28 protein-coding genes are annotated in these 25,464 nt (G+C 65.5%); 12 read left to right on the top strand and 16 right to left on the bottom strand.

Going from position 1 to position 25,464, the window contains the following annotated elements:
- The first annotated feature begins 54 nt into the window (after window positions 1–54).
- Both Q0L48_RS03265 and Q0L48_RS03260 read left to right on the top strand, forming a co-directional pair.
- Window positions 55–789, top strand: coding sequence for a DUF6445 family protein (locus tag Q0L48_RS03265; protein WP_296717224.1), 735 nt, complete (start codon window positions 55–57; stop codon window positions 787–789).
- A 39-nt stretch (window positions 790–828) separates the two neighbouring features.
- Window positions 829–2,361 carry a tryptophan halogenase family protein gene (locus Q0L48_RS03260; protein WP_296717222.1) on the top strand — a complete coding sequence of 511 codons (1,533 nt, stop codon included), beginning with the start codon at window positions 829–831 and terminating at the stop codon, window positions 2,359–2,361.
- 97 nt (window positions 2,362–2,458) lie between these two features.
- Here Q0L48_RS03260 and Q0L48_RS03255 read toward each other — a convergent pair whose 3' ends face one another.
- Window positions 2,459–2,959: a cytochrome c family protein gene (locus tag Q0L48_RS03255; protein WP_296717219.1), complete on the bottom strand. Its 501-nt coding sequence runs from the start codon at window positions 2,957–2,959 to the stop codon at window positions 2,459–2,461.
- Window positions 2,960–3,166: 207 nt separating this feature from the next.
- Between Q0L48_RS03255 and Q0L48_RS03250 the strand changes: the two genes are divergently transcribed.
- Window positions 3,167–3,970 carry a DUF1499 domain-containing protein gene (locus tag Q0L48_RS03250; protein WP_296717216.1) on the top strand — a complete coding sequence of 268 codons (804 nt, stop codon included), beginning with the start codon at window positions 3,167–3,169 and terminating at the stop codon, window positions 3,968–3,970.
- Between the two features lie 4 nt (window positions 3,971–3,974).
- On the opposite strand, the gene Q0L48_RS03245 is transcribed toward Q0L48_RS03250, so the two are convergent.
- The 5 genes from Q0L48_RS03245 to Q0L48_RS03225 are packed head-to-tail and all read right to left on the bottom strand — an operon-like array spanning window position 3,975 to window position 9,653.
- Window positions 3,975–4,580 (bottom strand): CDP-alcohol phosphatidyltransferase family protein, encoded by a 606-nt coding sequence (locus Q0L48_RS03245; protein WP_296717214.1) that lies wholly within the window; start codon window positions 4,578–4,580, stop codon window positions 3,975–3,977.
- Between the two features lie 4 nt (window positions 4,581–4,584).
- The gene (locus Q0L48_RS03240) at window positions 4,585–5,862 is read right to left on the bottom strand and encodes a nucleoside transporter C-terminal domain-containing protein (protein ID WP_296717211.1); all 1,278 of its coding nucleotides are present in this window, start codon (window positions 5,860–5,862) and stop codon (window positions 4,585–4,587) included.
- 21 nt (window positions 5,863–5,883) lie between these two features.
- Window positions 5,884–6,318 (bottom strand): hypothetical protein, encoded by a 435-nt coding sequence (locus tag Q0L48_RS03235; protein ID WP_296717208.1) that lies wholly within the window; start codon window positions 6,316–6,318, stop codon window positions 5,884–5,886.
- A gap of 15 nt (window positions 6,319–6,333) precedes the next feature.
- On the bottom strand, window positions 6,334–8,472 hold the full coding sequence (locus tag Q0L48_RS03230) for an FAD-dependent oxidoreductase (RefSeq protein ID WP_296717205.1): 2,139 nt from the start codon (window positions 8,470–8,472) through the stop codon (window positions 6,334–6,336).
- 41 nt (window positions 8,473–8,513) lie between these two features.
- Window positions 8,514–9,653: an FAD-dependent oxidoreductase gene (locus Q0L48_RS03225; protein WP_296717202.1), complete on the bottom strand. Its 1,140-nt coding sequence runs from the start codon at window positions 9,651–9,653 to the stop codon at window positions 8,514–8,516.
- Between the two features lie 321 nt (window positions 9,654–9,974).
- On the opposite strand from Q0L48_RS03225, the gene Q0L48_RS03220 reads away from it, so the two are divergent.
- From Q0L48_RS03220 to Q0L48_RS03210, 3 genes are read left to right on the top strand one after another with little or no spacing between them, the layout of a single operon-like run.
- On the top strand, window positions 9,975–11,750 hold the full coding sequence (locus Q0L48_RS03220) for an ABC transporter ATP-binding protein (RefSeq protein ID WP_296717199.1): 1,776 nt from the start codon (window positions 9,975–9,977) through the stop codon (window positions 11,748–11,750).
- Window positions 11,747–12,778: an HlyD family efflux transporter periplasmic adaptor subunit gene (locus Q0L48_RS03215; RefSeq protein WP_296717197.1), complete on the top strand. Its 1,032-nt coding sequence runs from the start codon at window positions 11,747–11,749 to the stop codon at window positions 12,776–12,778. Before Q0L48_RS03220 ends, Q0L48_RS03215 begins: the two co-directional genes overlap by 4 nt.
- Window positions 12,779–12,780: 2 nt before the next feature.
- On the top strand, window positions 12,781–14,274 hold the full coding sequence (locus Q0L48_RS03210) for a TolC family protein (RefSeq protein ID WP_296717194.1): 1,494 nt from the start codon (window positions 12,781–12,783) through the stop codon (window positions 14,272–14,274).
- A gap of 7 nt (window positions 14,275–14,281) precedes the next feature.
- Here the strand turns inward: Q0L48_RS03210 and Q0L48_RS03205 are convergent, their stop codons facing one another.
- From Q0L48_RS03205 to rpsU, 8 genes are all read right to left on the bottom strand, one after another.
- Window positions 14,282–14,740: a tRNA (cytidine(34)-2'-O)-methyltransferase gene (locus Q0L48_RS03205; RefSeq protein WP_296717191.1), complete on the bottom strand. Its 459-nt coding sequence runs from the start codon at window positions 14,738–14,740 to the stop codon at window positions 14,282–14,284.
- Window positions 14,741–14,748: 8 nt separating this feature from the next.
- Entirely contained in the window at window positions 14,749–15,159 is a 411-nt protein-coding gene (locus Q0L48_RS03200) for a GFA family protein (protein ID WP_296717188.1), read from the bottom strand.
- A complete protein-coding gene (gatB, locus tag Q0L48_RS03195) occupies window positions 15,159–16,655 on the bottom strand; it encodes an Asp-tRNA(Asn)/Glu-tRNA(Gln) amidotransferase subunit GatB (RefSeq protein ID WP_296717187.1) in 1,497 nt (498 codons plus the stop codon). The genes Q0L48_RS03200 and gatB overlap by 1 nt, the downstream gene beginning before the upstream one ends.
- On the bottom strand, window positions 16,652–16,810 hold the full coding sequence (locus Q0L48_RS03190) for a glutamyl-tRNA amidotransferase (protein ID WP_296717184.1): 159 nt from the start codon (window positions 16,808–16,810) through the stop codon (window positions 16,652–16,654). Before Q0L48_RS03190 ends, gatB begins: the two co-directional genes overlap by 4 nt.
- Window positions 16,807–18,288, bottom strand: a complete 1,482-nt coding sequence (gene gatA, locus Q0L48_RS03185; RefSeq protein ID WP_296717181.1) for an Asp-tRNA(Asn)/Glu-tRNA(Gln) amidotransferase subunit GatA — start codon at window positions 18,286–18,288, stop codon at window positions 16,807–16,809. Before gatA ends, Q0L48_RS03190 begins: the two co-directional genes overlap by 4 nt.
- Window positions 18,289–18,406: 118 nt before the next feature.
- A complete protein-coding gene (gene gatC / locus Q0L48_RS03180; RefSeq protein WP_296717178.1) occupies window positions 18,407–18,709 on the bottom strand; it encodes an Asp-tRNA(Asn)/Glu-tRNA(Gln) amidotransferase subunit GatC in 303 nt (100 codons plus the stop codon).
- Window positions 18,710–18,721: 12 nt separating this feature from the next.
- Window positions 18,722–19,327: an FKBP-type peptidyl-prolyl cis-trans isomerase gene (locus tag Q0L48_RS03175; RefSeq protein WP_296717175.1), complete on the bottom strand. Its 606-nt coding sequence runs from the start codon at window positions 19,325–19,327 to the stop codon at window positions 18,722–18,724.
- A gap of 139 nt (window positions 19,328–19,466) precedes the next feature.
- Complete coding sequence (gene rpsU, locus Q0L48_RS03170) at window positions 19,467–19,673, bottom strand: 30S ribosomal protein S21 (RefSeq protein WP_017664771.1); 207 nt, start codon at window positions 19,671–19,673, stop codon at window positions 19,467–19,469.
- 241 nt (window positions 19,674–19,914) lie between these two features.
- Between rpsU and crcB the strand changes: the two genes are divergently transcribed.
- Genes crcB through Q0L48_RS03140 form a run of 6 tightly spaced genes read left to right on the top strand, consistent with a single transcriptional unit; the run spans window position 19,915 to window position 23,863 of the window.
- The gene (gene crcB, locus Q0L48_RS03165; RefSeq protein WP_296717172.1) at window positions 19,915–20,349 is read left to right on the top strand and encodes a fluoride efflux transporter CrcB; all 435 of its coding nucleotides are present in this window, start codon (window positions 19,915–19,917) and stop codon (window positions 20,347–20,349) included.
- Window positions 20,346–21,629 (top strand): RluA family pseudouridine synthase, encoded by a 1,284-nt coding sequence (locus tag Q0L48_RS03160; RefSeq protein WP_296717170.1) that lies wholly within the window; start codon window positions 20,346–20,348, stop codon window positions 21,627–21,629. The genes crcB and Q0L48_RS03160 overlap by 4 nt, the downstream gene beginning before the upstream one ends.
- Window positions 21,629–22,231 carry an FMN-binding negative transcriptional regulator gene (locus Q0L48_RS03155; protein ID WP_296717167.1) on the top strand — a complete coding sequence of 201 codons (603 nt, stop codon included), beginning with the start codon at window positions 21,629–21,631 and terminating at the stop codon, window positions 22,229–22,231. Before Q0L48_RS03160 ends, Q0L48_RS03155 begins: the two co-directional genes overlap by 1 nt.
- Window positions 22,228–22,896: an HAD-IA family hydrolase gene (locus tag Q0L48_RS03150; protein ID WP_296717165.1), complete on the top strand. Its 669-nt coding sequence runs from the start codon at window positions 22,228–22,230 to the stop codon at window positions 22,894–22,896. Before Q0L48_RS03155 ends, Q0L48_RS03150 begins: the two co-directional genes overlap by 4 nt.
- Window positions 22,893–23,150 (top strand): hypothetical protein, encoded by a 258-nt coding sequence (locus tag Q0L48_RS03145; RefSeq protein WP_296717162.1) that lies wholly within the window; start codon window positions 22,893–22,895, stop codon window positions 23,148–23,150. Before Q0L48_RS03150 ends, Q0L48_RS03145 begins: the two co-directional genes overlap by 4 nt.
- Complete coding sequence (locus Q0L48_RS03140; protein ID WP_367273994.1) at window positions 23,147–23,863, top strand: ATP12 family chaperone protein; 717 nt, start codon at window positions 23,147–23,149, stop codon at window positions 23,861–23,863. The genes Q0L48_RS03145 and Q0L48_RS03140 overlap by 4 nt, the downstream gene beginning before the upstream one ends.
- A 1-nt stretch (window position 23,864) precedes the next feature.
- On the opposite strand, the gene Q0L48_RS03135 is transcribed toward Q0L48_RS03140, so the two are convergent.
- Together Q0L48_RS03135 and Q0L48_RS03130 are read right to left on the bottom strand one after the other, a co-directional pair.
- A complete protein-coding gene (locus tag Q0L48_RS03135) occupies window positions 23,865–24,464 on the bottom strand; it encodes an ABC-type transport auxiliary lipoprotein family protein (RefSeq protein WP_296717161.1) in 600 nt (199 codons plus the stop codon).
- A 14-nt stretch (window positions 24,465–24,478) separates the two neighbouring features.
- Window positions 24,479–25,426 (bottom strand): MlaD family protein, encoded by a 948-nt coding sequence (locus tag Q0L48_RS03130; RefSeq protein WP_296717157.1) that lies wholly within the window; start codon window positions 25,424–25,426, stop codon window positions 24,479–24,481.
- Window positions 25,427–25,464: the final 38 nt, after the last annotated feature.

Below are 25,464 nucleotides of genomic sequence, written 5' to 3'. Positions count from 1 at the left end.
GTGTTTTATCGTTACTGCTAGGCCGCCGTCACTGCATTTGCTAGGCTTCCGGTCATGGCAATCACCCCCACATCGCACCCGATATCGGCAGCGCCCGGATGGGCCATTGCGCCTGACAGGGCGGCGCTTTCAAATTTCTCGTCGCAAAATCATGCTCTTGTCACTGTCGATGCCATGCTCGAAACGCCTGATCGCGTCATCGATCATGCATCTTTGCAGGATTTTGCAAGAATCACGCCGCAATATCCCGGCCTGCGTGCGGCGATGGATCCGCAGGTCTGCGCCGCCTGGGTCGCGGTGCTTTCGCCATTGTTGAGCCGCTGGTTCGATGAAGGCGGCACGTGCTGGGAGATGCAGGGGTGGTATTCGCTGGTCACCACCCCGCCCGCCAACCTCGCCCCGATCCAGCGGCTGCCGCATGTCGACGGCACCGATCCGCGCCAGATCGCGATGATGCTGTACCTCCACCGCACCGGCCACGGCGGAACCGCGTTCTTTCGCCACCGGTCGACCGGGCTGGAGGCGATCACAGACGCCGATTTCCCGCTCTATCGCGAGGCCGTGCAGCGCGACGTGGTGCGCACCGGCCTGCCGCCTGCGGCCTACCCCACCGACGGCGCGCCGCATTTCGAACGCACGCATGCCGTTCCCGGACATTTCAACAGCGCCGTGTTCTATCGCGGCAACATCCTGCATAGCGGGGTGATCGACAATGCCGCGCCGCTTTCCTCCGATCCGCGCGAAGGACGGCTGACGATCAACGCCTTCTTCCGCCCGGTGGCGGATTGAAGCGGCCCCAAGGGTAGAGCAGAGCAAGGGGGCAGAGCTATGGCAGAGGGCAAGTTGCAGAAGCTGGTGATCGTCGGCGGCGGGACCGCAGGGTGGATCACCGCAGCGGCGTTCGCGCGCCTGCTGGGCCAGAGCCTGACGATCGAACTGGTCGAATCCGAAGCGATCGGCACTGTCGGCGTGGGCGAGGCGACGATCCCGCAGATCATCCGGCTCAACACCATCCTCGGCATCGACGAGCATGAATTCCTGAAGGCGACCTCGGGCACGTTCAAGCTCGGGATCGAGTTCGTCGATTGGGGCAAGCGCGGCAGCCGCTATCTGCACACCTTCGGCGATACCGGCATGAACCTCGGCAATGTCGCGTTCCATCACTACTGGCGGCGCAGTTGCATGGGCGAGGCGCAGCCCGATGCGCGCGGGCTGTGGCAGTGGTCGTTGCATCAGGCGGCGGCGGATCAGGCGCGGTTCGGCAAACTCGACCGGGTCGGCAACACCGCGATGACCGGGCTGGCCTATGCCTACCACTTCGATGCCAGCCGCTATGCCCTGTTCCTGCGCGCCTACGCCGAAGGGCGCGGTGTGACGCGCAGCGAAGGCATCGTAGAGAGTGTCGCACGCGATGGAGAGACGGGCGACATCACCGCCATCACGCTCGCCGGGGGCAAGCGCGTGGCGGGCGACTTCTTCATCGACTGCACCGGTTTTCGCGCGCTGCTGCTGGGGCAGGAACTGGGCGTCGGTTATGAGGACTGGTCACGGTGGCTACCTTGCGACCGGGCGCTGGCGGTGCCGAGCGAGCGCTTGTCGACACTGGTGCCCTACACCCGCGCCACCGCGAAGGACGCAGGCTGGCAATGGCGCATCCCGCTGCAGCATCGCACCGGCAATGGGCATGTCTATTCCAGCGGGTTCACCACGGACGAGGCGGCGGCCGATACGCTGATGGCGGGGCTGGACACCAGGCCGCTGGGCGATCCGCGCCCGATCCGTTTCACCACCGGCAGGCGGCAGGCGTTCTGGTCGCACAATTGCGCTGCCATCGGCCTTTCCAGCGGGTTTCTCGAACCGCTCGAATCCACAAGCATCCACCTGATCCAGTCGCATGTCAGCCGGTTGATCCAGCTGTTCCCGCGTTCGCCCGGTGCAGGCGCGATGCGCGACGAATACAACCGCCGTTGCCGCGCCGAATTCGAACAGATCCGCGACTTCCTGATCCTGCATTATAACCGCACCGACCGCGACGACACCGAGTTCTGGCGCTATTGCAAGCACATGGCTGTGCCCGACAGTCTGTCGCACAAGCTCGAACTGTTCGCTGCCGCAGGCCGCGTCGGGCGTGATGCGGATGATCTGTTCCGCGAGGCCAGCTGGGTGCAGGTGATGCTGGGGCAAGGCATCATGCCCGCCGATTACGATCCGATGGCCGACCAGGTCAGCGATGCGCAACTGGCCGAATTTCTCGCCAACCTGCGCACCATCGTCGAACGCGGCGTCGCGGGCCTGCCGAGCCACGAGGATTATCTGAAGCAGCATTGCCCGGCCGCAGACCCGGCGACAGCCGCCGCCTGATTGACGCTGCGCAGGAACAAGAAAAAGGGCGATGTGGCTACCCACACCGCCCGCTTTTCCTGATCAGCAGCGCCGCAGCGCTGATGACACCAAAATCTTAGCTGCTCTGGCTTTCGAGATAGGCCACCAGATTGGCGCGATCCTGCGCATCCTTGATGCCCGGGAAGGCCATCTTGGTGCCGGGCATGAAGCCCTTGGGATCTTCGAGGTATTCGAACAGAACGTCGGTCGTCCAGGTGACGCCGCTGTTCTTGTTGGCGTCCGAATAGCTGTAGCCTTCGACCGAACCCGACGGACGGCCCACGATGTTGTGCAGCGACGGGCCGACGCGGTTCACGCCTTCTTCGAGCACGTGGCACGAACGGCACAGCGCGAACACCTTTTCGCCTGCAGCGGCGTCAGTGGTCATGCTGGCGAATTCCATCGTCGCACCGGCAGCAGCAGCATCGGGCGCTGCAGCGGCAGGCGCCGCAGTTTCTTCGACCGCCGGAGCAGCCGAAGTTTCTTCAGCCGCCGGGGCGTTGTTGCCGCCACCGCATGCCGAAAGAGTCATCAGGCCCGCCAACGCGGCCGCACCCATCAGGAAATTACGCTTCATAGTCGTTTGTCCTCTGAACAACTTAGTCCTCCCGCAACCGCAGGGGACATAACCGAGTTTTTCCGGCATGAAAAGCAGGACTTCCACAAGCTCGAATGCTTTCGCCCCCGCCGTTGCCGTATAGTCCCTACGCATGAAAGCCGAAGGGTTTCCCGCAAAACGTGAACGGATATTTGCCTTGTTGCGCAGGGGCGCTAAACAGCAGGCATGAAAAACCTGCCCTGGCACACCAAAATCGTCCTCGCCCTGCTGGCGTTCCTCCCGCTGTATTTCGCGGTTGCCGCGCTCGGCACCAAGATCGGCGTGTGGGGCTGGCAGACCGGGCTGGTGGCGCTGACATTCGGCGGGGGCGTGATCCTGCTGGGGATCATCGCGGTCGCCGCGCTGGTGTCGCTGATTCTGGGTGTGCTTGCAAAGCCGCGCCGCAATGTGGTGCTGGCGGCGGCGATCATCGGGCTTTTGATACCCGGCGCGGTGTTCGTGATGTTCACCGCTGCGCGCGGCACGGCGGCTGACAATCCGATCCACGATGTCGCCACCGACACTTCCGATCCGCCGGCTTTCTCCGCCGAGACGCTGGCCGCGCGGGCCGAGGCCGAAGCCAACCCGCTGAGCGATTATCAGACGCCGCTGGGGGAACTGGAACTGTACAAGGGCGTCGCGCCCGAACTCGCGATCAAATCGCACGCGCAGATCATTACCGATCGCTATGCGAACCTCGCGCCCCTGCCGCTGGCAGGCGCGAGCCGCGCCGATGCAGTGGCGGCGGTCGCGGCGGCGATGGGCAATATGGGCTTCAACAACATCCGCACCGATGCCGCCACCGGCACGGTAGAAGGGGTGGCGGAAACGTTCTGGTTCGGGTTCAAGGATGATGTGGTCGCGCGGATCGGCGAGAACGAGATCGACTTCCGCTCGGTCAGCCGGGTCGGGCGCAGCGATCTGGGCGCGAATGCCGAGCGCATCGCCGAACTGCGTCAGCGCGTAGCAGGCCAGATCGGCCAGCGCTGACGCGTCAGTCGCGGAACGCCGACGCTGCGATTGCGCTGCGCTGCACCACCGTCAGCACGCATAAAGCGGCGTAGCCATAGGCGATTGCGCCGAACCACGACGGAAACAGGCACATGGCGATAAACACCGCGATCGTCTCGGTGCCTTCGGCCAGCCCGGTGGAATAGAAAAAGCTTTTGCGCCCATGCGCCTCGGTCGTGTCGCCGCGCTTGGCGGCGATGACGGCGAAGGCGAGGAAGCTTACCCCCGTCAGCACGAAACTCGCCGTCAGCACCAATGCAGGCAGCGTGTTGGCGGCGCTGAGAAGGCCGAAGCCGAGCGGGATGCTCACGTAAAACGCAAAGTCGGCGACAATGTCGAAATAGCCGCCCAGATCGGACGGCCCGCGCACCCGCGCCACTGCGCCGTCCAGCCCATCCGCCAGCCGGTTGGCGATGATCAGCGCCAGACCCCAACCGATATGCCCGAACGCAATGGCCGCCGCGCCGCCAAGGCCCAGCGCAAGGCCGGTAAAGGTCAGGCCGTTGGCGGTCACACCCAACCCGGCGAGGAACTGCCCCGCGCGGTTCAGCGGCGGATCGATCAGCGGGCGAAGTTTGGCGTCCAGCATCAGGTCACGCGCCCCAGCTTACCAGACCGATCCACGCCCCTGTCATCGCGCTCGCCAGATTGCCTGCGAGCCAGCTTTTCATCCCCAGCCCGGCAGCTTCCGCCCGGCGTTCGGGACACAGCGTGCCGATGGTCGATACCAGCAGGCCGACGCTGGCAAGGTTCGCCACGCCGCACAGCGCATAGGTGACGATCAGCAGGCTGCGCGGGCTGAAGGTGCCGTCAGGCAGCGCGGCGAGTTCGAGATAGGCGACATATTCGTTGAGGATCGCCTTGGTGCCCATCAACCCGCCCGCCGCCTGCGCCTCGGCCCAGGGCACGCCCAGCAGCCACATGAAGGGGGAGAACAGCCAGCCGAACACCCGCTTCAGGCTGATCGCCTCGCCTTCGATCAGGGGCAGCAGGGCTAGCACCTGATCGGCCAGCGCCACCAGCGCGAACACCACAATGATGACAGCGATCACCGCGAGAAACAGCGCCATCCCGTCCATCGTGCCTTTGACGATCGCATCGATGCTGCTTTCGTATTTGAGGCCGGGTTCGTCCTTCTCCACCGCCGTCTTGGCGTCATCGGCGCTGCCCGGCACCATCAGCCGCGCTATCAGCAACGCGGCGGGCAGCGAAATCAGCGAGGCGGAAATCATGTGGCCCACCGCATCGGGCACAGTGGCGCGCAAGGTGGTGGCATAGAGGATCAGGATCGCGCCCGATATGGTCGCCATAGCCAGCACCATCACCTGAAACAGTTCGGCGCGGGTCATCCTGTCAAAGTAGGCGCGCACCACCAGCGGACTTTCGACCACGCCGAGGAACATGTTCGCCCCGCCCGACAGGCCGACGACGCCGCTCACCCCAAGGCTGCGACGCAGCAGAAACGACAAGCCGTTGACCAACCAGCGCAGCACGCCCCAGTGCCACAGCAGCGCGGCGAGCGCGGAAAACACGATCACCAGCGGCAGGATCTGAAACGCGATGATCAACGGCGGCTGCTCGCCTTCGGCCAGCGCGAACGGCAGCGGCGCTCCGCCGAGATAGCCGAACATGTAGGATGAACCCTTGAGCGTCGCCTGCTCGACCGCGCTGACCGCGCTGTTGGCCAGCCCGACGATCTCCCACACGAACGGCACCCGCACGATCAGCAACGCCAGCAGCCCCTGCAACGCCAGCGCGCCCAGCATCCAGCGCCAGCCGGGATGGCGGGCGCGGTTCTCGCTGAAGCCCCAAGCGAGAGCCAGCAACACCGCGAGCCCGAGCACGCCTCTCAACTGGTCGAACAGTTCCAAACGCGCCCCCGATTGCCGTCGTTAAAAGCGCTTCTTGCCGATCAGCCGGTCGAGCGCCAGCGTATCCTGCCTGCGAAACGCGATCAGCGCCAGCGCCGCACCCGCCACCGTGACCGAGGGGAAGAACAGCAGGTTCGCGTCGTCGGGGCTGGCGAACAGATACAGCCCGAACGGGTCGAGAAAATGCCGCCAGATCGGCAGCGCCCCGCCCACCAGAATGATTGCCGAACCGATCAGGGCATATTTGCGCAGCAGGCCGAGCACCACCAGCACGCCGATCGTCACCTCGGCGGCCGCGAAGGCGAGTTGCAAGGTGGAGTCCGCGCCGACGCCGCCGTAATATTTGTTGGCAAGGCCGCTGCCCATGCCGTCATTCAGCAGCCGCGCGCCGCCCCACAGCACCAGCAGCATTCCGGTGCCGACCCGCATGATCAGCAAGGCGATCTTGGCAAGCATCTGTCGTTCTCCTGATTAGCCCCGCCGCCATGCGTGGTAGCGTTCGACCCACTTCAGCAGCCCTTCGGGCTTGTGCGCCTTCTTCCAGTTGCCCGCAGCGAACTTGTTGGCTTCGGCCATGGTGGGGTAGGAATGGATCGTGCCGAGGATCTTGTTCAGCCCGATCCCGTGCTTCATCGCCAGCACATATTCGGCCAGCAATTCGCCCGCGTTCGCGCCGACGATGGTGGCGCCCAGCACTGTGTCCTTGCCCGGCGGGGTGAGGACTTTGACGAAACCGCGCGTCTCGCTTTCGGCGATCGCGCGGTCGAGGTCGTCGAGATCGTAGCGGGTGACCTCAACCGCAATGCCCTGCTCTGCCGCCTCGCGCTCGTTGATGCCGACACGCGCGACTTCGGGATCGAGGAAGGTGACGGCCGGGATCACGCGGTAGTCCGCCTTGAACTTGCGGAATTGCCCGAACAGCGCGTTGACGCTGGCGTACCAGGCCTGATGGCTGGCAACGTGGGTGAACTGGTATGGCCCGGCCACATCGCCCGCCGCGAAGATATTGGGGAACTTGGTCGCGAGGAATTCGTCGGTGTTGACAGTTTTCGCCGTATCGACGCCAATCGCTTCCAGCCCGAATCCGGTCAGCCGCGCCTTGCGCCCGACCGCGACGATCAGCGTATCGAAGGGCACCTGCACTTCGGAACCCTCGTGTTCGGCAAACAGGGTGCTGCCTTCGACCCGCACCGCCTTGTGGCCGGTCAATACGGTCACGCCCGAGTCTTCCAGTACGCTGCGGGCGAGTGCGGACACGTCCTCATCCTCGCGCCCCAGCACCGCATCCGCCATCTCGACCTGCGTCACCTGCGAACCGAGCCGCGCCAGCGCCTGCGACAATTCGCACCCGATCGGCCCGCCGCCCAGCACCGCAATCCGCTGCGGCGCTTCGTCCATCGCGGCAAAAGCGTCCCACATCGTCTCGCTGGTCAGGTAGCCGCTGTCCGCCATGCCCGGAATGTCCGGCACCACCGGCGAAGCCCCGCTGGCGATGACAATGCTGCGGGTGGTGAGCCGCTGGGTGCCGCCGTCATTCAACGCGATCTCGACCGTCCACGGGTCGATGATCGTCGCATAGCCCTTCACCACATCGACGCCGAGCCCGGTGTAGCGTTCGACGCTGTCGTGCGGTTCGATCGCCTTCACCGCCCCAAGCACGCGGGCGATCACCGCCTTGAACGGCACCTCCGGCTCGACCGGGGCAAGGCCGTATTTGTCCGCCCCGCGCATCATCGCGGCAACCTTGGCGCTCTTGATCAGCGCCTTGGACGGCACGCAGCCGGTGTTGAGGCAATCGCCGCCCATGTCCTTGGCTTCGACCAGCGTCACGCTCGCCTTCACCTGCGCGGCGATATAGGCCGACACGAGGCCCGCGGAGCCTGCGCCGATGACGATGAGATTGCGGTCGAACTTTGCGGGCCGCGTGAACCCGGCATAGACCTTGCGGCGCTTGATGCTTCCGATCACCAGCTTGGCCAGCCACGGCGCGATGCCGAGCAGGGCAAAGCTTGCCAACACGCCTGGCGATACGATGCCGGACAGGCTGTCGATCTGCGCCAGCTGCGTCCCGGCGTTCACATAGACGGCGGTGCCCAGCAGCATGCCGACCTGGCTCACCCAGACATAGGTCCAGATCCGGATGCGGGTCAGGCCCATCACCAGATTGACCACGAAGAACGGGAACGCGGGAATCATCCGCAGGCTGAACAGGTAGAACGCCCCGTCGCGCTCCAGCCCGGCGTTGATCGCCTTCAACCGCTCGCCAAACCGCGCCTCGATCGTGTCGCGCAGCACATAGCGTGACGACAGGAACGCCAGCGTCGCTCCGGCGGTCGAGGCGAAGGAGACAAGGATCGTGCCCGTCACCAGCCCGAACAAAGCGCCCGCCGCCAGCGTCATGATCGCCGCACCCGGCAGCGATGCCGCAGTGACCGCAACATAGACCGCAAAGAAGCCGGCGAGCACCGCCACCGGGTTCTCGGCATAGAACGCTTCCCACTGGACGACGAGATCCTTCACCCCGCTCAGCGTGAGATACTGCCCCAGATCGAACACGAAATAGGCCGCGATAATCGCGGCCAATGCGGCAAGGATGATGATTTTCTTCAAGGGAACTCCTTGCCCTGTTTTCGTCGGAAACGTGCCGGAGGTTACGCGGTTTCCGCAAGCGCGGCGTATTTTGCGATCCAGCGCTTGTCGATCCAGTGCTTCAGACGCAGCACCCAGCGCCCCTGTGCCGCCAGCGGGCCATAGCTGGCAATCGCCTGCCCGTCGCCGGTATTCATCAGATACAGGCTGTTCCAACGCGGATGATAGGCGGCGCGCGGCGGCTCACCCGCCAGCAATCTGCGCAGATTGGCCGCCAGCACCGGCCCGGCAAACACCGCATGCACCCCTGAATGGGCCAGCGGGCGGTCGGCGCGGGCGGCTACGTCCCCGGCGGCAAGGATATGCGGGTGGGATACCGAACGCTGGTGCGCATCGACCAGCGCGAAGCCTGCATCATTGACCGCCAAGCCGCTCGCCCGCACCCACTCCGGCGCGGCGCTGCCGATGGCGGCGACGACAAGATCGGCCGGTTCGAGCGACTGCGCGCCTGCCATGATAGCGCCGCCTTCAAACTGCGCGGCGGCAGTGTGCACTGCGATGCCTTGCCGCGCCAAAGTCTTGCCCACGCGGCTGCGCACCGCCGCCGAAAAGCCGGGGAGCAAGCCGCCCTCGCCTGCCACCAGAGTCACTTCGAGCCGCGCTTCGGCCCATGCGAGGTTCCGCAGCCCGAACGCCAGTTCCACCCCGCCCGCGCCGCCGCCGGCCACCACAACGCGGCGCGGCGCGGCGCGGTTGGCCATGTTGGCGATGAAGGTTTCGATCGGGCGAATATCGATCAGGCGCGGGTCATCGCCCAGCAGCGCCGCCGCCCGTCCTTCGCCGCCGGTGTCGAGCGAAGCGTGATCGAACGCGATTTCCTCGCCGGTGTCGGTGCGCACCACCCGCGCCTGCGGATCGATGCCGACACAGCGCCCCTGAACGAATTCGACGCCCGCGCACCGGGCCAGCGCCGCAAGATCGACCAGCCCTTCATCGCGTCCGTGCTGCCCCGCCAGCCAGCCCGGAACCATGCCCGAATAGCGCAATCCGACCGACGGGGTGAGCAGCAGCGTACGGGTGCCAGCAGGCGGCCCGCGCCGGATCCAGTCTGCCAGCACCGCCACATGGGCATGACCACCGCCGACCAGCAGCAGGATGCGCTGCTTTCCGCCATCCACCGGTGATTGCGCCGCTTTTTTCATTGCTTGCCCATGCCCGAAACCGCACGGTTCATCTAGCGGCAAGGTTCAATGGCTAACGCGGCCTGGAAATGAAAATGCCTCTCAATAGCTTCCTGTAGGTTCGTATCTTCATGAATTTGCATAAACGGCAACCGCCGGAACCGCCTGCAAGCTGGTGGATTGAAGCTGTGCCGCAAAAAGTGTTGCGCGGCATGCATCTGGCCGTGACAAGCCGGGGAGCGCGCCTAAAGGTCGCGGATGAAAGATGCGGGTACATCGTTCCGCGCCTGTCCTGCTATATGATGCATCGCGTGAACACATTTATTGGACAGAAAGGCTGCCATGGCGGTTGAAGCCCCATCTTACGGCTCGCAGATCTCGCTGACCAAGTTCTTCCGGATCTTTGCCGAGATCATGAAGCCCGAGAGCAGTTTCTATTGGCTCGCGGTAGTTTACGGCATCGGCATCAGCCTGCTGTCGCTGGCGACGCCGATATCCGTGCAGATGCTGATCAACACGGTTGCCAACACCGCCATGCCCGCGCCGCTGGTGATGCTGTCGGTCACGCTGTTCGTGCTGCTGCTGTTCTCCTCGATGCTCTATGCCTTGCGCATTCACCTGATGGAGCTGTTTGCACGCCGGTTCTACGCACGCATGGTCAGCGAGATTTCGCTGATCGCGATCTACGCGCAGAACCCGTTCTTTACCGACACCACCCGCGGCGCGCTGTTCAACCGCTATTTCGATGTGATGGTGATCATGTCGCGCACGCCGATCCTGGTCATCGACGGATTCTCGATCCTGCTGGGCATCACCGTCGGCTTTGTGCTGGTGTCGCTTTACCACCCGCTGTTCCTGATCTTCACGCTGGTGCTGATCGCGCTGATCTGGATTGTCTGGCTGGTGTGGGGCTCGCGCGCGATCCGCGCCGCAATCGACATGAGCCATGCCAAGCACGGCACCGCCATGTGGCTGCAACAGATCGGCGAATCGAACGGCTTTTTCAAATCTCAGCAGCGGGTCGATTACGCCATCGCCGAGACCGACCGCGCCACCCATAATTACCTCAACGCGCGCCGCCGCTATTTCCGCCAGCACTTCTCGCAGACGCTGTCGTTCCTGCTGATGTATGCCTCGGCCAGTGCGGTGCTGCTGGGGCTCGGCGGCTGGCTGGTGATCCAGTTCGAATTGACGCTGGGCCAGCTGGTGGCGGCAGAACTGGTGCTGTCGGCCGCGTTTTTCGGCGTGGCGCAGCTGGGCACCTATCTCAACTACTTCTACGAATTGTGCGCTGCGGGCGAGGAAGTCTCCCTGTTCTTCGATGTCGAGCAGGAAAAGCCCGGCGGTGCGGACCCGCTCGGCGGGGACGATCACGCGCTGGTGTTCCGGCAGGTCCGGGGCTCGGCCCGCCACGAAGAAGCCGAATTCAATTTCACCATTCCCAGCGGCGCAGTCGTGATGGCCGCGACCAGCCAGCACGGGCTGCAGCGCCTGTTCACCAACGTCCTCAAGCTCTACGAGCTACCGGCGACAGGCTACGCCACGCTCGGCGGGACAGAGCTGAAAGAGATCGAGGCGCATCACCTGCGGATGAGCATCTATGTGCTCGACCGGCCCAGCTTCGTGCCGATGACGATCCGCCAATATCTCGGCCTGTCATGCGCGGCGGGCGAAAGCTGGCGCATGCTCGATGCGCTGGAGGCGGTCGGTGTGGCGGAGGCGGTTGCCGGACTGGAGCACGGCCTCGATACCAAGATCGCGGCGACCGGTTATCCGCTCTCGACGATCGAACTGCTCAAGCTCAAGCTGGCGAGCGCCATCCTCGCCCGTCCGCGCGTCCTCGTGCTCACCCGGCTGTTCGATCTGATCGAGGAAGAACACCTCACCCACGCACTCGATGCCATTCGCGCAGGCGCATACACAACGGTGGTCTATTTCTCCGCGCGTGACGCCGCGCTCGGCTGCGACACGTTCCTCCACATGGAGGCTGATCGCCAGACCTGGTTCGATAATTTCACCGACTTTACCAAAGCCCGCCGCGACAGCCGCGTCGCCCGCGCCGATGTCGAACGCCTGCAGGCTCAGGTCGCCGCGCCCGGCAGCGGAGGTCGGCCATGAACGCGTCGCAACGCACGCCGCACCGCTTCACGGCGCTGGAAACCGTCAAGGTGCCGCGCGTGATGCGCGCCACATTCTATATGCTGTTGGTCGGCTTTCTGGCCGGACTGGCGTTCCTGATCTACGCCCCGTGGCTGCAGACTGCGACCGGGCGCGGGGCTGTCACCACGCTCAACCCGAACGAGCGCAAGCAGGATATCAACGCGCTGGTGCCGGGCCGGATCGAGGAATGGTACGTGCGCGATGGCAGCGCGGTCGAAAAGGGCGATCCGATCGTCCGCATCGCCGATATCGATCCGCAGCTGATCGAGCGACTTCAGGCCGAACGCCAGCAGGTCGACCTGCAATTGCAGGCTGCGCAAAGCGCCCTGGCGACCGCGCGGCTGGATGAACGCCGATCGCGCGAATTGTTCGAGGCCGGATTGGCCGCGCGGCGCGATTACGAGCAGGCGCAGATCCGCATCGCCGAAATGGAAGGCCGGGTCGCCGCCGCACAGGCCACTCTCAACCGCGCCGATGTCAGCCTGTCGCGCCAGTCGGTGCAGATCGTGCGCGCGCCGCGCGACGGCTTTATCCAGAGCCTCAATGCCGGAGATTCCGCGACCTACATCAACGCAGGTGACGTGCTGGCGACCTTCGTGCCAGACGGCGCCGAACGCGTGGTCGAGGTGTTCATCGACGGGCGCGACGTCGCGCTGGTGAAGCGCGGGGACAGGGCGCGGATCATGTTCGAAGGCTGGCCCGCGGTGCAGTTTTCCGGCTGGCCATCGGTCGCGGTCGGCACCTTCGGCGGGATCGTGGTCGCGGTCGACCAGTCGGCCCAGCCCAGCGGACGCTTCCGCGTGCTGATTGCCGAGGACAAGTCCGATGCCCATGCCTGGCCGGAAGAACGCTTCGTGCGGTTCGGGGCCAAGGCGCAGGCCTGGGTGCTGCTGGAAACCGTGCCGGTCGGTTACGAAATCTGGCGTCAGCTCAACAACTTCCCGCCCGAACTGCCACCGGGCGAAGACGCCGCGCAGACCCGGTGACAATGGCGCGTGCCCTGACCTTGACCCGCTGGCGATGGCTGGCTTGCAGCGCGGCGCTGATGGCCCTGCCGCTGTCGCCCGCCCCCGCGCTGGCGCAGGACATCGTGCCGGTAGGCGATCCGCTCGAAGTGGCGCTCACCACCGGACCGCTGCTGCCGGGCGAGGTGCTGCGATCATCCGCGCTCACCTTCCCCTCGATCCTTGAAGCGTTCGAGCGCGAGGCTGCCGCGCGCAGCGACCAGTTATCGGCTGACGGCGCGTTCGATCTGATGCTGAAGGGCGAATATTACGACCGGCTCACCGGCTTCTATTCGGGCGGGTTCGGCAAGGTCGAAGCGCGCCAGCCCTTGCGTCCCTTCGGCGCGGAGGTGTTCGGTTCCTACCGCGCATCGGACGGCGATTTCCCGATCTACGAGAACTACAATTTCACCAACCGGCTGGGCGAAGCGAAGGTCGGCGCGCTGTTCTCGCTGCTGCGCAACCGCGACATCGACCAACGCCGCTTCGCCATCGAGGACACCCGGCTTGCCGCCAGTCAGGCGCGGCTCGATGTGCTGCTGGTGCAGTTGAACGTCCAGCACGAGGCGCTGCGCGCCTATTGGCGCTGGGTCGCCGCGGGCGAGGAAATCCGGGTGTTCGAGGAACTGCTCGAAATCGCCGAAGCGCGGCAGGTGGGCCTCAGCCGCGAGGTGAGCGAAGGCGCACGCCCGCGGATCGCGCTGACCGAGAACGAACAGAACCTGCTGCGTCGCCGCACGCTGCTGGAGGAAGCCAAGCGCAATTTCGCCACCGCCGCCAATTCGCTGGGGTTCTATCTGCGCGATGCCAACGGACAGATGTACGTCCCGACCCGCGAACAACTGCCCGATACCGACATGGTCGCAGCCATGGCCGAGATGGAGACGCTGGTCGCCGCCCCGCTCAACGCCGTGATCCGCAGCCGGCCGGAACTGCAGACCTTCCGGCTGGCGCTGGAGCGGGCGACCAACCGGGTGGCGTTGCGACGCAATGATCTGCTGCCCCGGCTTGATGCCAGTGTCGAATTGTCGCGCGATTTCGGCGAAATCGGACCGGGCGGGCCGAGCTTCGATTCAACCGATACGGTGGTGGGCCTGACCTTCACCGTACCGCTGCAACGGCGCGAGGCGCGCGGACGGCTGCAGCGCGCCGAGGCCGAACTGCGCGAGACCGAACTGCGCCAGCGCCGCATCGCCGACCAGATCACCACCGAGGTGGGCAACATTCTCGAGAACCTCGGCGCCGCGCAGAAGCTGGCTGAACTGGCCGATGCCGAGGTGACGCAAGCGAGCCGGATGGTGCAGGCCGAACGCACCCGTTTCCGGCTGGGGGCGGGCGATTTCTTCCTCGTCAACCTGCGCGAGGAAAGCGCCGCCGACGCACAGGTGCGCGCCATCCGCGCCGAACTGGCCGGGCGGCTGGCCGAAGCCAGCTACAATGCGGCGACGATGAACCTGGACGCGCTGGGGCTGGAATAGCGATCGCTCATAGCTTGCCCCGCAGCGCCTGATACGCCGCCGCCGACACCGTATTGGCAAGGTTGAGCGAGCGGATCACGTCGGATCGCATCGGCAGGTGGAACAGGCGGCCTTCGTGCCGTTCGATGATCGGCTTGGGTATCCCCTTGGTCTCCTGCCCGAACACCAGCATCGCATCGTCCGGATAGTCGGGCTCGTAGAAACTGCGGCTGCCGAATTCCTCGAACAGGAACAGCTGATCCTCGCGCGGGATGCGCGCGGCGATGAAGGCGTCCCAACTGGCGTATTCGGTGAGATTCACGTGCGGCCAGTAATCGAGGCCGGAACGCTTGACGCGCTTGTCCGAGATGTCGAAGCCGAGCGGGTGGATCAGGATCAGCTCCATCCCCAGCGCCACACAGGTACGCCCCACCGCGCCGGTGTTGCCGGGGATTTCGGGCTGGATCAGGATGATAGAGGGGGGCATTGCCCTAGTCAGGCGACCGAGCCAAGTATCCGGCTAGGGCGAACATAGGCGAATTCGCCCTCGCCCGACCAATTCTTGCCATCAGGATAACGCAGTTCGATCCCGGCGAGTTCTGCCTCTTCGGCCAGCCCAGCGTTGACGCCCATCATCACATCGCCGTGCTTTTGCGCCGCTGCCTCGGTCAGGCGAAAATGGGTCGTCGATCCGCACGCTTGGCAGAAGTGGACATCGACCCCCGGCTCCGGCTTGTCGCGGCGGCAGTAGGTCGAGGTTGGGCCGGTGACGGTAACCTCGGCGGGATTGAAATAGCCCCATTGCGCACCGGCCTTGCGGCACAGATCGCAATTGCACGCGTGGACGAACTCCGGCTTTCCGGCGGTCGTCAGGCTGACCGCACCGCAGAAACACTCAAGCGTCATCAGCCCAGCTTCGCCTTCAGCAGCGCGTTCACCACCCCCGGATTAGCCTTGCCCTGCATCGCCTTCATCGTCTGGCCGACGAAGAAGCCGAACAGCGCCTCCTTACCGCCGCGGTACTGTTCGACCTTGTCGGCATTGGCGGCGATGATTGCGTCGACGGCGGCTTCGATCGCGCCGGTGTCGCTGACCTGCTTCAGTCCTTCGGCATCGGCAATTTCAGAGGGATCGCGTCCGGTTTTGAGCACGATTTCGAAGATTTCCTTGGCCTGCCCGCCGCTGATCTCGCCTTTGTCCTGCATCGCGAGGATGCTGGCCTGCGCAGACGCGGTGGCGTTGGCGGGGTCGGCCTCATCGCCCAGCGACTTCATCACGCCCGGAGCGATAGAGAGCGACCAATTGGCGACCTGCGTAGCGACGGCGGGTTCATCCTTGCCGATGGTCTTGGCGGTTTCGGCCAGCAGCGTCTCAAACCGCGCGAAAGTCTCGACCTCGGCGGTCAATTCACGCGCGTTATAGGGCGTGAGGCCCAGCACATCGGTGTAACGACTGCGCTTGGCATCCGGCAGTTCCGGCAGGCTGGCGCGGCATTCGGCGAGGAAATCCTCCTCCAGCACCAGCGGCAACAGATCGGGATCGGGGAAGTAGCGGTAATCATGCGCGTCTTCCTTGCTGCGCATTGTCCGCGTCGTGCCGGTGCCGGGATCGAACAGGCGGGTTTCCTGCACGATTTTCCCGCCGCTTTCGAGCACATCGACCTGCCGCATCGCCTCATGCTCGATTGTCTGCATGACGAAGCGCACGGAGTTGACGTTCTTGGTTTCGGTGCGCGTGCCGAATTCCTCGCCCGGACGGCGCACGGAGACATTCACGTCGGCCCGCATCGATCCTTCTTCCATGTTGCCATCGCAGCTTCCGACATAGCGCAAAATCGCCCGCAGCTTGCGCACGTAAGCCCCGGCCTCGGCAGGCGAGCGCATGTCGGGCTTGGACACGATTTCCATCAACGCCACGCCGCAGCGGTTCAAATCGACATAGGACATGGTCGGGTGCTGATCATGCATCAGCTTGCCCGCGTCCTGCTCGACGTGAATGCGCTCGATCCCGATGATCTTGTCTTCGGGGATCCCGGCCTTCTCGTCCGCTTCGATCAGCAACTGCCCCTCGCCCACGATGGGGTGGTAAAGCTGGCTGATCTGGTAGCCCTGCGGCAAGTCGGCGTAGAAGTAATTCTTGCGGTCGAACCGGCTCCACGCATTGATCTGCGCATCGATCGCCATGCCGGTGCGCACCGCCTGCCGGATGCATTCGCGGTTCGGCACGGGCAGCATCCCCGGCATCGCGGCATCGACGAGGCTGACCTGCGAATTCGGCTCCGCCCCGAACGCGGTCGACGCGCCGGAGAACAGCTTGGAATGGGTGCTGACCTGCGCGTGAACTTCGAGGCCGATCACGACCTCCCATTCGCCCGTGGCACCCTGAATGCGGTAGTTGCTCATTTCGTTTCCTCGTCACTCTCGGGGCGCTCACGCGTATCGAACCGCGCTTCGCCGTGATCGACGTTCTTTCTCACCCAATTCGCGACCATGAAGGTCAGCGGCACCGCGAGGACGATTGCCAATCCGGCAATCCACAGCGCGGTATCGGCGATCACCACCACTTCTCCGGCGCAGCCTTGAACCCGGCGCGCTGCTGGATCGCCAGACCCGCATTCAGCACGCCCTGCTCGTCGAACGGGCGGCCGACCAGCTGGAGGCCCAACGGCAGGCCGTGTTCGTTCAGCATCGCAGGCACGCTCATCGCCGGGAGGCCAGCGAGGCTGGCAGGCACCGCGAACACGTCGTTCAGATACATCGCCAATGGATCATCGACATTCTCGCCCAAGGGGAACGACGCCGTCGGTGTGGTGGGCGCGAGGATTACATCACATTCCGCAAACGCCCGCTCGAAATCGCGGGCGACCAATGCGCGCACCTTCTGCGCCTGCGTGTAGTATGCGTCGTAGAAACCAGCCGAAAGCACATAGGTGCCGATCAGGATGCGGCGCTTGACCTCGTCCCCGAACCCGGCGGCGCGGGTGGCGGCGTACATGTCCTGCAAGCCGCTGCCGTCTGGCAGATCGCGCAGGCCATAACGCACCCCGTCATACCGGGCGAGGTTGCTTGATGCCTCAGCCGGGGCGACGATGTAATAGGCGGGCAGCGCATATTTGGTGTGCGGCAGCGACACGTCGACGATCTCCGCGCCCGCGTCCTTCAGCCACGCCTTGCCCTGCTCCCACGAATCGAGGATCGCCTGATCGGTGCCCTCCATCCGGTATTCGCGCGGGATGCCGACCTTCTTGCCGCGCAGGTCGCTGCTGAGCGCCGCTTCCCAGTCGGGCACGTCCATCTGGAGACTGGTCGCGTCCTTCGGATCGAATCCAGCCATCGCGCCGAGCATGATCGCGCAATCCTCGACCGAGCGCGCCATTGGCCCGGCCTGATCGAGGCTGGAGGCAAAGGCCACGACGCCCCAGCGCGAACAGCGGCCATAGGTGGGCTTGATCCCGCAAATGCCAGTGAAGGCGGCAGGCTGACGGATCGATCCGCCAGTGTCGGTGCCGGTCGCGGCGGGCGCAATGCGCGCGGCGACGGCGGTGGACGAACCGCCCGACGAACCGCCGGGGCTCATCGCGGCGTTGCTGCCAGCTTTTTTCCACGGCGAGGTAACATTGCCGAAATAGCTGGTTTCGTTGGACGAACCCATCGCGAACTGATCGAGATTGAGCTTGCCCAGCATCCCCGCGCCCGCATCCCACAGCTTCTGGCTGACGGTCGATTCGTAGCGGGGGGTGAAGCCTTCGAGGATGTGGCTGGCCGCGGTGGTCTGCACGCCATCGGTGGCGAACAGGTCTTTCATCCCGATCGGCACGCCCGCCATCGCACCCAGGTCCGCGCCAGCAGCGCGGGCGGCATCGACGGTGTCGGCAGCGGCAAGCGCGTGGTCAGGGGTGGTGACGATGAAGGCGTTGAGCGCGGCGGCGTCTGCCACGGCCGCGTTGAAGCCTTCCGCCACTTCGCGCGCGGTGAAGTCCCCGGCGCGCACGCCGTCGCGGATGTCTTTCACGCCGAGTTGAGTCAGGTCAGTCATCGTTTCCAACCGTTCGCCCTGAGCCTGTCGAAGGGCTGTCCTTCTTCAGGGGCAGGTTCAAAAAATAAAAGGCAATCCTTCGACAAGCTCAGGATGATCGAGTGAAGCCCTGCGGTGTTCACTCGATCACCTTGGGCACCCCAAAGAACCCGTGTTCCGCCGCCGGGGCATTGGCAAGGACATCGCCCTGCCTGCCGCCGCCGGTCAGCGGATCGGCGTCCACCACGTCATCGCGCAGGCGCAGCGTATTGGGGATCACCGCCGCCATCGGCTCTATCCCGGTCACGTCGACTTCGCCCAATTGTTCGACCCATTGGAGGATGCCGTTCAGTTCGGGCACCATCCGTTCCAGCGCGGCATCATCCATGCTGATGCGCGCCAGACTGGCGATTTTCGCGACGGTTGCCTTGTCCACCGACATGCCCAGCGCTCCTTACTGACCCGGCACAGGCGCAGGTGCACCGCCCGGGCCACCCGGACCGCCGGGGCCGCCGGGGCCGCCGGGGCCCATCTGGGCCTGCATCGTCTGCTGCAAGATGCCGAGATTACGTTCGAACGTCTGCTGGCTCATCACGTCCACCACCTCGATCTCGAATTCGAGATCGGCGTTGGGCGGGATCGGCGCGCCCGGAGGCGGTTCGGCCCCGTAGGCTTTGTCGGCGGGGATGAAGAGCGTGTACTTGCCGCCCTTCTGCATCTGCTGCAGCCCTTCGAAGAAGCCGGGAATGGTCGCGCCTTCCTCGATCGGGAACGGCGTGCCTTCGGGGAACAGGCCCTGCACCGGCAGCGGAATGTCGCGCGATTCGTCGAACACCGTGCCGTCAGATGCTAGCATACCCTTGTATTTGATGAACAATACATCGCCCGCCTTAGGCATCGGGCCGGTGCCGGCTGTGATCGTGTCGACATTCAGCCCGCGCGGCACTGCGGCCCACGCCAGCCCCGCCCCGATGGCGATAGCGAGGATGACGCCGATCCACAGCTTGGTCAGCGAGCCCTTTGCGACGGGCCGGATCGGAACGCGGGTAATCTCGGTCATGGTGTTGTCCTGCGTGACGGCACGCTTTCGCGCCGTGTGAGACGACAGAAGGGCGCGGTGTTAAGCCGCGCCCTGATGGCTGATCGGAAGAGGGGATTCAAGCGGGTTTCCGCAAGGAAACGCACGCCCGGCGACGGGATTATTTGCTCCCGTCACGCTCCATCCGCTTGCGCTCCATCTTGCGGGCGCGGCGAACGGCTGCGGCCTTTTCACGGGCGCGCTTCTCGCTGGGCTTTTCGTAGTGGCGACGCAGCTTCATTTCGCGATAAACGCCTTCACGCTGCAGCTTCTTCTTGAGCGCGCGCAGGGCCTGATCGACATTGTTATCGCGAACCATGATTTGCATAAACGACGACTACCTCAATTTTTCCAAACGCCAGAGCCCGCCCGAATCATGCGGGGATACGCGGTGAATTGCCTGTGAAACACCAATAATAGAGGGGCGATTCCCACGAGGGACCGCCCACCAAACCCGGCCCCGATAGTCCAACACCGCCTGAAACGCAACCCGTCAGCGTCATGCCATCGCCGGACCGTGCGCCGCACCGCCTAGGCAGAGCGCCCCAGCCCCGCTAAGAGCCTTGGCGATGACCACTTCCCCCATGCCCTTGGCACTCTCTCCGCTTGCCGCTTCGGCGCTGGTCGCCGGTGGCGGCGCGCTGGGCGCGCTTGCCCGGTACCAGACCGGACGCCTGCTGACCCACGTACTGGGCCAGCGCACCGCCGACGGCTTTCCGTGGGCGACGCTGAGCGTCAACCTCGTCGGCAGCCTTTTGATGGGCGCACTGCTCGGCTGGCTGGCGCGCGGCACGGCTTCGGCCGAAACTGCCGAGACCATGCGGCTGGCGATCGGAGTCGGCCTGCTCGGCGGGTTCACCACCTTCAGCGCCTTCAGCGCCGAACTGGTGACGATGCTCCATCGCGGCCAGATGATCGAGGCGCTGGGTTACGGCGCGGTGTCGCTGGGCGCCGGGATGGCGGCGATCATCATCGGGCTGATCGCCGCGCAGGGCGTGTCATGAGCGAGGGCAAGGACACCAGCGCACCCGCCGACAACGTCCGGCAATTCACGGTCAGCGAGGATGACGACGGCATCCGGCTCGACCGATGGTTCAAACGCAACCTGCCGCAGATCGGCTTTGCCACGGTATCGCGCTGGGCACGGACCGGGCAGATCCGGGTCGATGGCAAGCGCGCCAAGCCCGAGGATCGCCTGGCCGAAGGGCAACAGCTGCGCGTGCCGCCCGGCGGCGAGGAGCCGCCTGCCTCCGGCCCGCGCAAAGCTGCGCCGCGCACCCGCACGCTCAGCCCCGAGCAGATCGCCGAAGCCAAGGCGATGGTGATTCGCGAAACGCCGAGCGCGATCGTGCTCAACAAGCCGCCGGGCCTCGCCACGCAGGGGGGCAGCAAGACCACCAAGCATGTCGACGGCTTGCTCGATGCGTTTGTGGAGGACGAGAAGACGCCGCGTCCCCGCCTCGTCCACCGGCTCGACAAGGATACCTCGGGCGTGCTGCTGATCGCGCGCACGCCGGGCAGTGCCGCCAGTTTCTCCAAGCGTTTCGCCAGCCGATCGGCGCGGAAAGTCTATTGGGCGCTGGTGGTCGGCAACCCCGCCCTGTCCGAAGGCGTGATCGACGCCGCTCTCGCCAAACAGCCCGGCACCGGCGGCGAGAAGATGCATATCGACGAGGAAAACGGCGCAGCGGCCAAGACCCGTTACCGCGTGGTCGACCATGCCGGAGAACGCGCTGCATGGGTGGAACTGGAGCCGCTCACTGGGCGCACCCACCAGCTGCGCGTCCACATGGCGGCCATCGGCCATCCGATTGTGGGCGACGGCAAATATGGCGGGCCGGAATCCTTCCTGACCGGCGCAATCAGCCGCAAGATGCATCTCCACGCGCGGCGCCTGATCATTTCCGAGCCGAAATCGGGAGAGGGAACGGGCGGCAAGCTGGATGTGACCGCCGATCTGCCGCAGCATTTCTCCGCCAGCATGGAAGTGCTGGGCTTCGATCCCGGCCTGTCCGATGCCTCCCCGCTGCGCGAAGAGGTGCCGGAACGCTCGCCGGAGGAAAAGAAGCAGGCGGCCCGCCGCCACTTCAAACAGGCGCGCAAAGAAACCCGCGCACCCCGCCGTGCGCGCGGTGTGACGGCGGAAAAGGGCAAGAAGGCGCCGGGCAAACCTGCCGGAAAGCCCGCGCCCAAGTCCGCCAAACCCGCGCCCAAGGGTGCCAAACCCCCCGCCAACAGAGCGCGGCCAGCCCCCAAGGGGCCGCCCAAAGGCTCGCGCCGCTGATGCATCCCGATCCCCAGTTCCGTTCCCATGACCTTGCCGCCTGCGAAAAGCTGATCGCCGACATCGGGTTCGGCACGATCTTCGCTGCCACACCCGAAGGCCTGCGGGCGGCGCGCACGCCCCTGCTGTCGGCGGGCAACGGGGTGGTGCAATTCCACCTTTCGGCCCGCAATGCCCTGACCGGGCACCTAGCCGGCGGGGCGGAAGCGCTGATCGTGGTCAATGGTCCGGACGGCTATGTCTCCCCGCGCTGGTATGCCAACCGCGACACCGTGCCGACCTGGAATTACGTGTCCTTGGAATGCGAAGGCCCGGTGACGCGAATGGCGGATGAAGGGTTGGAGGCATTCCTCCACGCAGCCATCGCCAAGCACGAGGCCCGGCTGGGCGGCGAACCGTGGCGGGCGGAGGAAAGCTCCGGGAAAACATGGGCCGGGCTGTTCAAGGGAATCGTCGGGTTCGACATGGCGGTGCGCGATTGGCGCCCCACCTTCAAGCTGTCGCAGAACAAGCCGCCCGAAGACCGCACCCGGATTGCCGAAGGGCTTGAGACCGCAGGCGTTCCTGCGCTCGCACAGCTGGTGCGGGGCGCGGACGCATGAGCGCGGTGCGCCTTGCCGTGTTCGATTGCGACGGCACGCTGGTCGACGGGCAGGCCGATGTCTGCTGGGCGATGGACCGCGCCTTTGCCCGCGCCGGGCTGGCCGGGCCCGATATGCAGGCGGTGCGGCGGATCGTCGGATTGAGCCTGCCGGTCGCGGTGCGCAGCCTCGCCCCCGACCTGCCCGAGGATCAGGCCCGCGCGGTGACCGAATTCTACCGCTCCAGCTTCCGTGCGCGGCGCGAGGAAGGCCTGCTCGACGAACCGCTTTATGATGGCATCGCCGAATTGCTCGTCAATCTGCGCGATGCGGGCTGGAGCCTTGCAGTCGCCACCGGCAAGTCCGACCGCGGGCTGGCCGCGTGCCTTGCGACCCACGGCATCGCCGACATGTTCATCTCGCTCCAGACCGCCGACCGGCATCCGTCCAAACCGCATCCGGCGATGCTGGAGGCCGCGCTGTTCGAAGCCGGAGCCGCCCCGCGTGAAGCAGTGATGATCGGCGATACCAGCTTCGACATGCTGATGGCCCGCAGCGCCGGAGTGCGGGCGATCGGTGTCGCATGGGGATACCACGCGCCTGCCGAATTGATGGCGAGCGGCGCGCTGAGCGTGGCCGAAACATCCGCTGCGCTGGCGACGGCGCTGGAGGAGGCGCTGGGATGAGCCAATCTGCCCGCGACGCTGCCGAAGCGCAGGCCCGCCGCCGCTATATCATCATGAACATAGCGCGCATCGGCGGGCTCGGCCTGCTGCTGCTGGGCGTGGCGATCACCCGCAATGTGCTGCCGGTGCAATTGCCGTGGGCGCTGGGCGCGGGGCTGGCGGTGCTCGGCCTGCTCGAATTCTTCTTCCTGCCGGCGATCATCGCCAAGCGGTGGAAGGCCGGTGACCGCGCCAAGAGCGATCAGCACCCATGATCCGGCGGTTCTACAAGGAAGTGACGCTTGCCGAGGTGCCGGGCGCCGAAACGCTCCGGTATCAGGTGATGCTCGATGGCCGCGCTGTGAAGACCGTCGGCGGGCGGCCTCAGGTGGTACCCACGCAAGGTCTGGGTGAGGCGCTGGCGGCGGAATGGCGACGGCAGGGCGAAACCATCGACCCCGCCAGCCTGCCGTTTCGCGACATGACCGATTACGCGATCGATGTGGTCGCGTCCGATCCGGCCAGAGTGATCGCCAATCTCGTCACCTATGCCGAAACCGATACGCTGTGTTACCGCGCTGATCCCGACGCGCCCCTCTATGCACGTCAGCAAGAGGTGTGGGAGCCATTGCTGACCCGCTTCGAAAGCGATCACGGCATCGCGCTGGTGCGGGTCAGCGGCATTCTCCACCGTCCGCAACCGGAATCGGCAATGGCGGCGCTGCGCGCGCGGCTGGAACCGCTCGATCCGTTCGCGCTGGCCGGGCTCGAGGCTATGACCACACTCGCTGCGTCGCTGGTGATCGCGCTCGCCGCGTTCGACGCGGCGGGTGAGGACGAGCCGCTGGCGCTGTGGCAGGCGGTGTGTCTCGAGGAAGAATGGCAGGCCGATCTGTGGGGCCGCGACTGGGAAGCCGAGGAACGCCGTGCCAAACGCGAGGCCGATTTCCTGCGCGCCTGCGGGTTCGCGCGGCTGGCGCGGGGCTGATCTAGCCCCCCGCAACCCACGTGGCGACTTCGCCCGCGACGGTGTTCGCCGCCCGGTTGATCGCTGCGCCGACTGCGGGGCCCTCTGCCGGGACACCGGTTTCGCGCGCTTCGAAGCGGCGGGTGGTGGCGTTGCCGTCGGCTGCGATCCGGACGGCATCGAACCGCACGACGACCGACGAATCCGCCGCAACATAGCCCATGTCGATCAGGTTGCCGCGCAAGGTCACTGTCGCCAGCGCCACGGTTTCATCGCTGTCCATCACTAGCGCATCGCCGCGCGCGCGGATCGCTTCGCCGAGCAGGCCGCGGAACAGGCGGGCCGGTTTTTCGACCCAGAATGCCTCTTGCAGATAGGCCAGTTCGGTGTCCGACACCGCCACCGGCACGCGCAGCACGTCGAGCTTGGCCGCGGCTTCGATCGGCATCACTGCGACTACCGGACGGTTCGGCCCGGCGGCGGCACCCGCACCCACCGGCGCACGTGTTTCGGGGCTCAATGTCAGCAGGCTTTCGGGCGGTTCGCCGCCCAGACTGATGCAACCGGGCAGCGCCAGTGCCAGTGGCAGAGCGATCAGGGCGGGCCATTTGCGGAAGGTCATGCGATCGATTGTCCTCATGGCTTGTAGTCCGGCAGCGACTTGCCCCCGACCAGCGCGCCCGCGCCTTCGCTTTCCAGCTTTTCGGTGACCGCGCGCAAGGCGCGGCTGGTGGCGCGCAGATCCTGCAGGGTCGCTTCGGCATTCGGCAAGGTGCTGGTGCGAAGCTGGCGGGCCGCCGGGCGGGTGTCCTCCAGCGTGGCGGCCAGCGCGGCAAGCGCATCATTGGCCGATGACAACGTCCCGCGCAGCTCCTCGGCCAGCGGCGATCCTTCGGTCCTGACCAGTTCGTCGGTGGTGAGCGTCAACTTTTCGACGGCGTCGAGCGTCTCGTTGAATTCGGTCAGCGTGGTTTCGAACTGTTCCATATTGGCGACCAGCGCCGGCGTGGCATCGGCCAGCCCGCCGGTCAGACGGTTGGTGTTGCGGATGATGCCCGAAATCTCCTGCTGGTTTTCCGGCCCCAGCAGCGTGTTCAACTGTTCGGTCAGCGTCGCCAGCCGTTCCAGCAGCAGCGGCGCGCTGGCAACGATCGCCCCGAACCCGCCGCTGCCCGGCGGAATCACCGGCGCGCCTTCGGGACATGCGGTGGTCTCGCAGGTGATCGGCGGCGCATCCTTGCGCGCGCCGTCCAGCAGGATGGTGGAAACTCCGGTAAAGCTTGCCTCGATCGTGGCCTGCGTACCGACCAGCATCGGCACGTCGTCCCTGACCTTGATCCGCACGCGCACAAAGGCCGGATCATCCTTGGCCAGTGCGATTTCGGTCACCTGACCGACCGGCACGCCGGCAAAACTCACCTGGCTGCCGGTGGCAAGGCCGGATACCGACTGGCCGTAGAAGATGTCGAATTCGTCCTGCTTGCCTTCGCCCAGACGCGCGATCCAGACGATGAATGCGGCCAGCCCCGCCAGCAGCACCAGCGTGACCGCACCGACCCAGAGATGATTGGCTCTCGTTTCCATGCCGCTTCCTATGAACGCCGCAAGGCCGGTGTGTCCAA

This window comes from Erythrobacter sp. (genome assembly GCF_024305245.1).
Taxonomy (GTDB): Bacteria; Pseudomonadota; Alphaproteobacteria; order Sphingomonadales; family Sphingomonadaceae; genus Erythrobacter.
The sequence above is the reverse complement of the archived record's forward strand: the minus strand, read 5'-3'. Positions and strand labels throughout refer to the sequence as shown.

Bases quoted from the DNA above. Each gene is read 5' to 3' on its own strand.
- Q0L48_RS03265 (WP_296717224.1), top strand. From the start codon at position 55: ATGGCAATCACCCCCACATCGCACCCGATATCGGCAGCGCCCGGATGG.
- Q0L48_RS03260 (WP_296717222.1), top strand. From the start codon at position 829: ATGGCAGAGGGCAAGTTGCAGAAGCTGGTGATCGTCGGCGGCGGGACC.
- Q0L48_RS03255 (WP_296717219.1), bottom strand. From the start codon at position 2,959: ATGAAGCGTAATTTCCTGATGGGTGCGGCCGCGTTGGCGGGCCTGATG.
- Q0L48_RS03250 (WP_296717216.1), top strand. From the start codon at position 3,167: ATGAAAAACCTGCCCTGGCACACCAAAATCGTCCTCGCCCTGCTGGCG.
- Q0L48_RS03245 (WP_296717214.1), bottom strand. From the start codon at position 4,580: ATGCTGGACGCCAAACTTCGCCCGCTGATCGATCCGCCGCTGAACCGC.
- Q0L48_RS03235 (WP_296717208.1), bottom strand. From the start codon at position 6,318: ATGCTTGCCAAGATCGCCTTGCTGATCATGCGGGTCGGCACCGGAATG.
- Q0L48_RS03225 (WP_296717202.1), bottom strand. From the start codon at position 9,653: ATGAAAAAAGCGGCGCAATCACCGGTGGATGGCGGAAAGCAGCGCATC.
- Q0L48_RS03220 (WP_296717199.1), top strand. From the start codon at position 9,975: ATGGCGGTTGAAGCCCCATCTTACGGCTCGCAGATCTCGCTGACCAAG.
- Q0L48_RS03215 (WP_296717197.1), top strand. From the start codon at position 11,747: ATGAACGCGTCGCAACGCACGCCGCACCGCTTCACGGCGCTGGAAACC.
- Q0L48_RS03210 (WP_296717194.1), top strand. From the start codon at position 12,781: ATGGCGCGTGCCCTGACCTTGACCCGCTGGCGATGGCTGGCTTGCAGC.
- Q0L48_RS03205 (WP_296717191.1), bottom strand. From the start codon at position 14,740: ATGCCCCCCTCTATCATCCTGATCCAGCCCGAAATCCCCGGCAACACC.
- Q0L48_RS03200 (WP_296717188.1), bottom strand. From the start codon at position 15,159: ATGACGCTTGAGTGTTTCTGCGGTGCGGTCAGCCTGACGACCGCCGGA.
- gatB (WP_296717187.1), bottom strand. From the start codon at position 16,655: ATGAGCAACTACCGCATTCAGGGTGCCACGGGCGAATGGGAGGTCGTG.
- gatA (WP_296717181.1), bottom strand. From the start codon at position 18,288: ATGACTGACCTGACTCAACTCGGCGTGAAAGACATCCGCGACGGCGTG.
- gatC (WP_296717178.1), bottom strand. From the start codon at position 18,709: ATGTCGGTGGACAAGGCAACCGTCGCGAAAATCGCCAGTCTGGCGCGC.
- Q0L48_RS03175 (WP_296717175.1), bottom strand. From the start codon at position 19,327: ATGACCGAGATTACCCGCGTTCCGATCCGGCCCGTCGCAAAGGGCTCG.
- rpsU (WP_017664771.1), bottom strand. From the start codon at position 19,673: ATGCAAATCATGGTTCGCGATAACAATGTCGATCAGGCCCTGCGCGCG.
- crcB (WP_296717172.1), top strand. From the start codon at position 19,915: ATGACCACTTCCCCCATGCCCTTGGCACTCTCTCCGCTTGCCGCTTCG.
- Q0L48_RS03160 (WP_296717170.1), top strand. From the start codon at position 20,346: ATGAGCGAGGGCAAGGACACCAGCGCACCCGCCGACAACGTCCGGCAA.
- Q0L48_RS03155 (WP_296717167.1), top strand. From the start codon at position 21,629: ATGCATCCCGATCCCCAGTTCCGTTCCCATGACCTTGCCGCCTGCGAA.
- Q0L48_RS03150 (WP_296717165.1), top strand. From the start codon at position 22,228: ATGAGCGCGGTGCGCCTTGCCGTGTTCGATTGCGACGGCACGCTGGTC.
- Q0L48_RS03145 (WP_296717162.1), top strand. From the start codon at position 22,893: ATGAGCCAATCTGCCCGCGACGCTGCCGAAGCGCAGGCCCGCCGCCGC.
- Q0L48_RS03140 (WP_367273994.1), top strand. From the start codon at position 23,147: ATGATCCGGCGGTTCTACAAGGAAGTGACGCTTGCCGAGGTGCCGGGC.
- Q0L48_RS03135 (WP_296717161.1), bottom strand. From the start codon at position 24,464: ATGACCTTCCGCAAATGGCCCGCCCTGATCGCTCTGCCACTGGCACTG.
- Q0L48_RS03130 (WP_296717157.1), bottom strand. From the start codon at position 25,426: ATGGAAACGAGAGCCAATCATCTCTGGGTCGGTGCGGTCACGCTGGTG.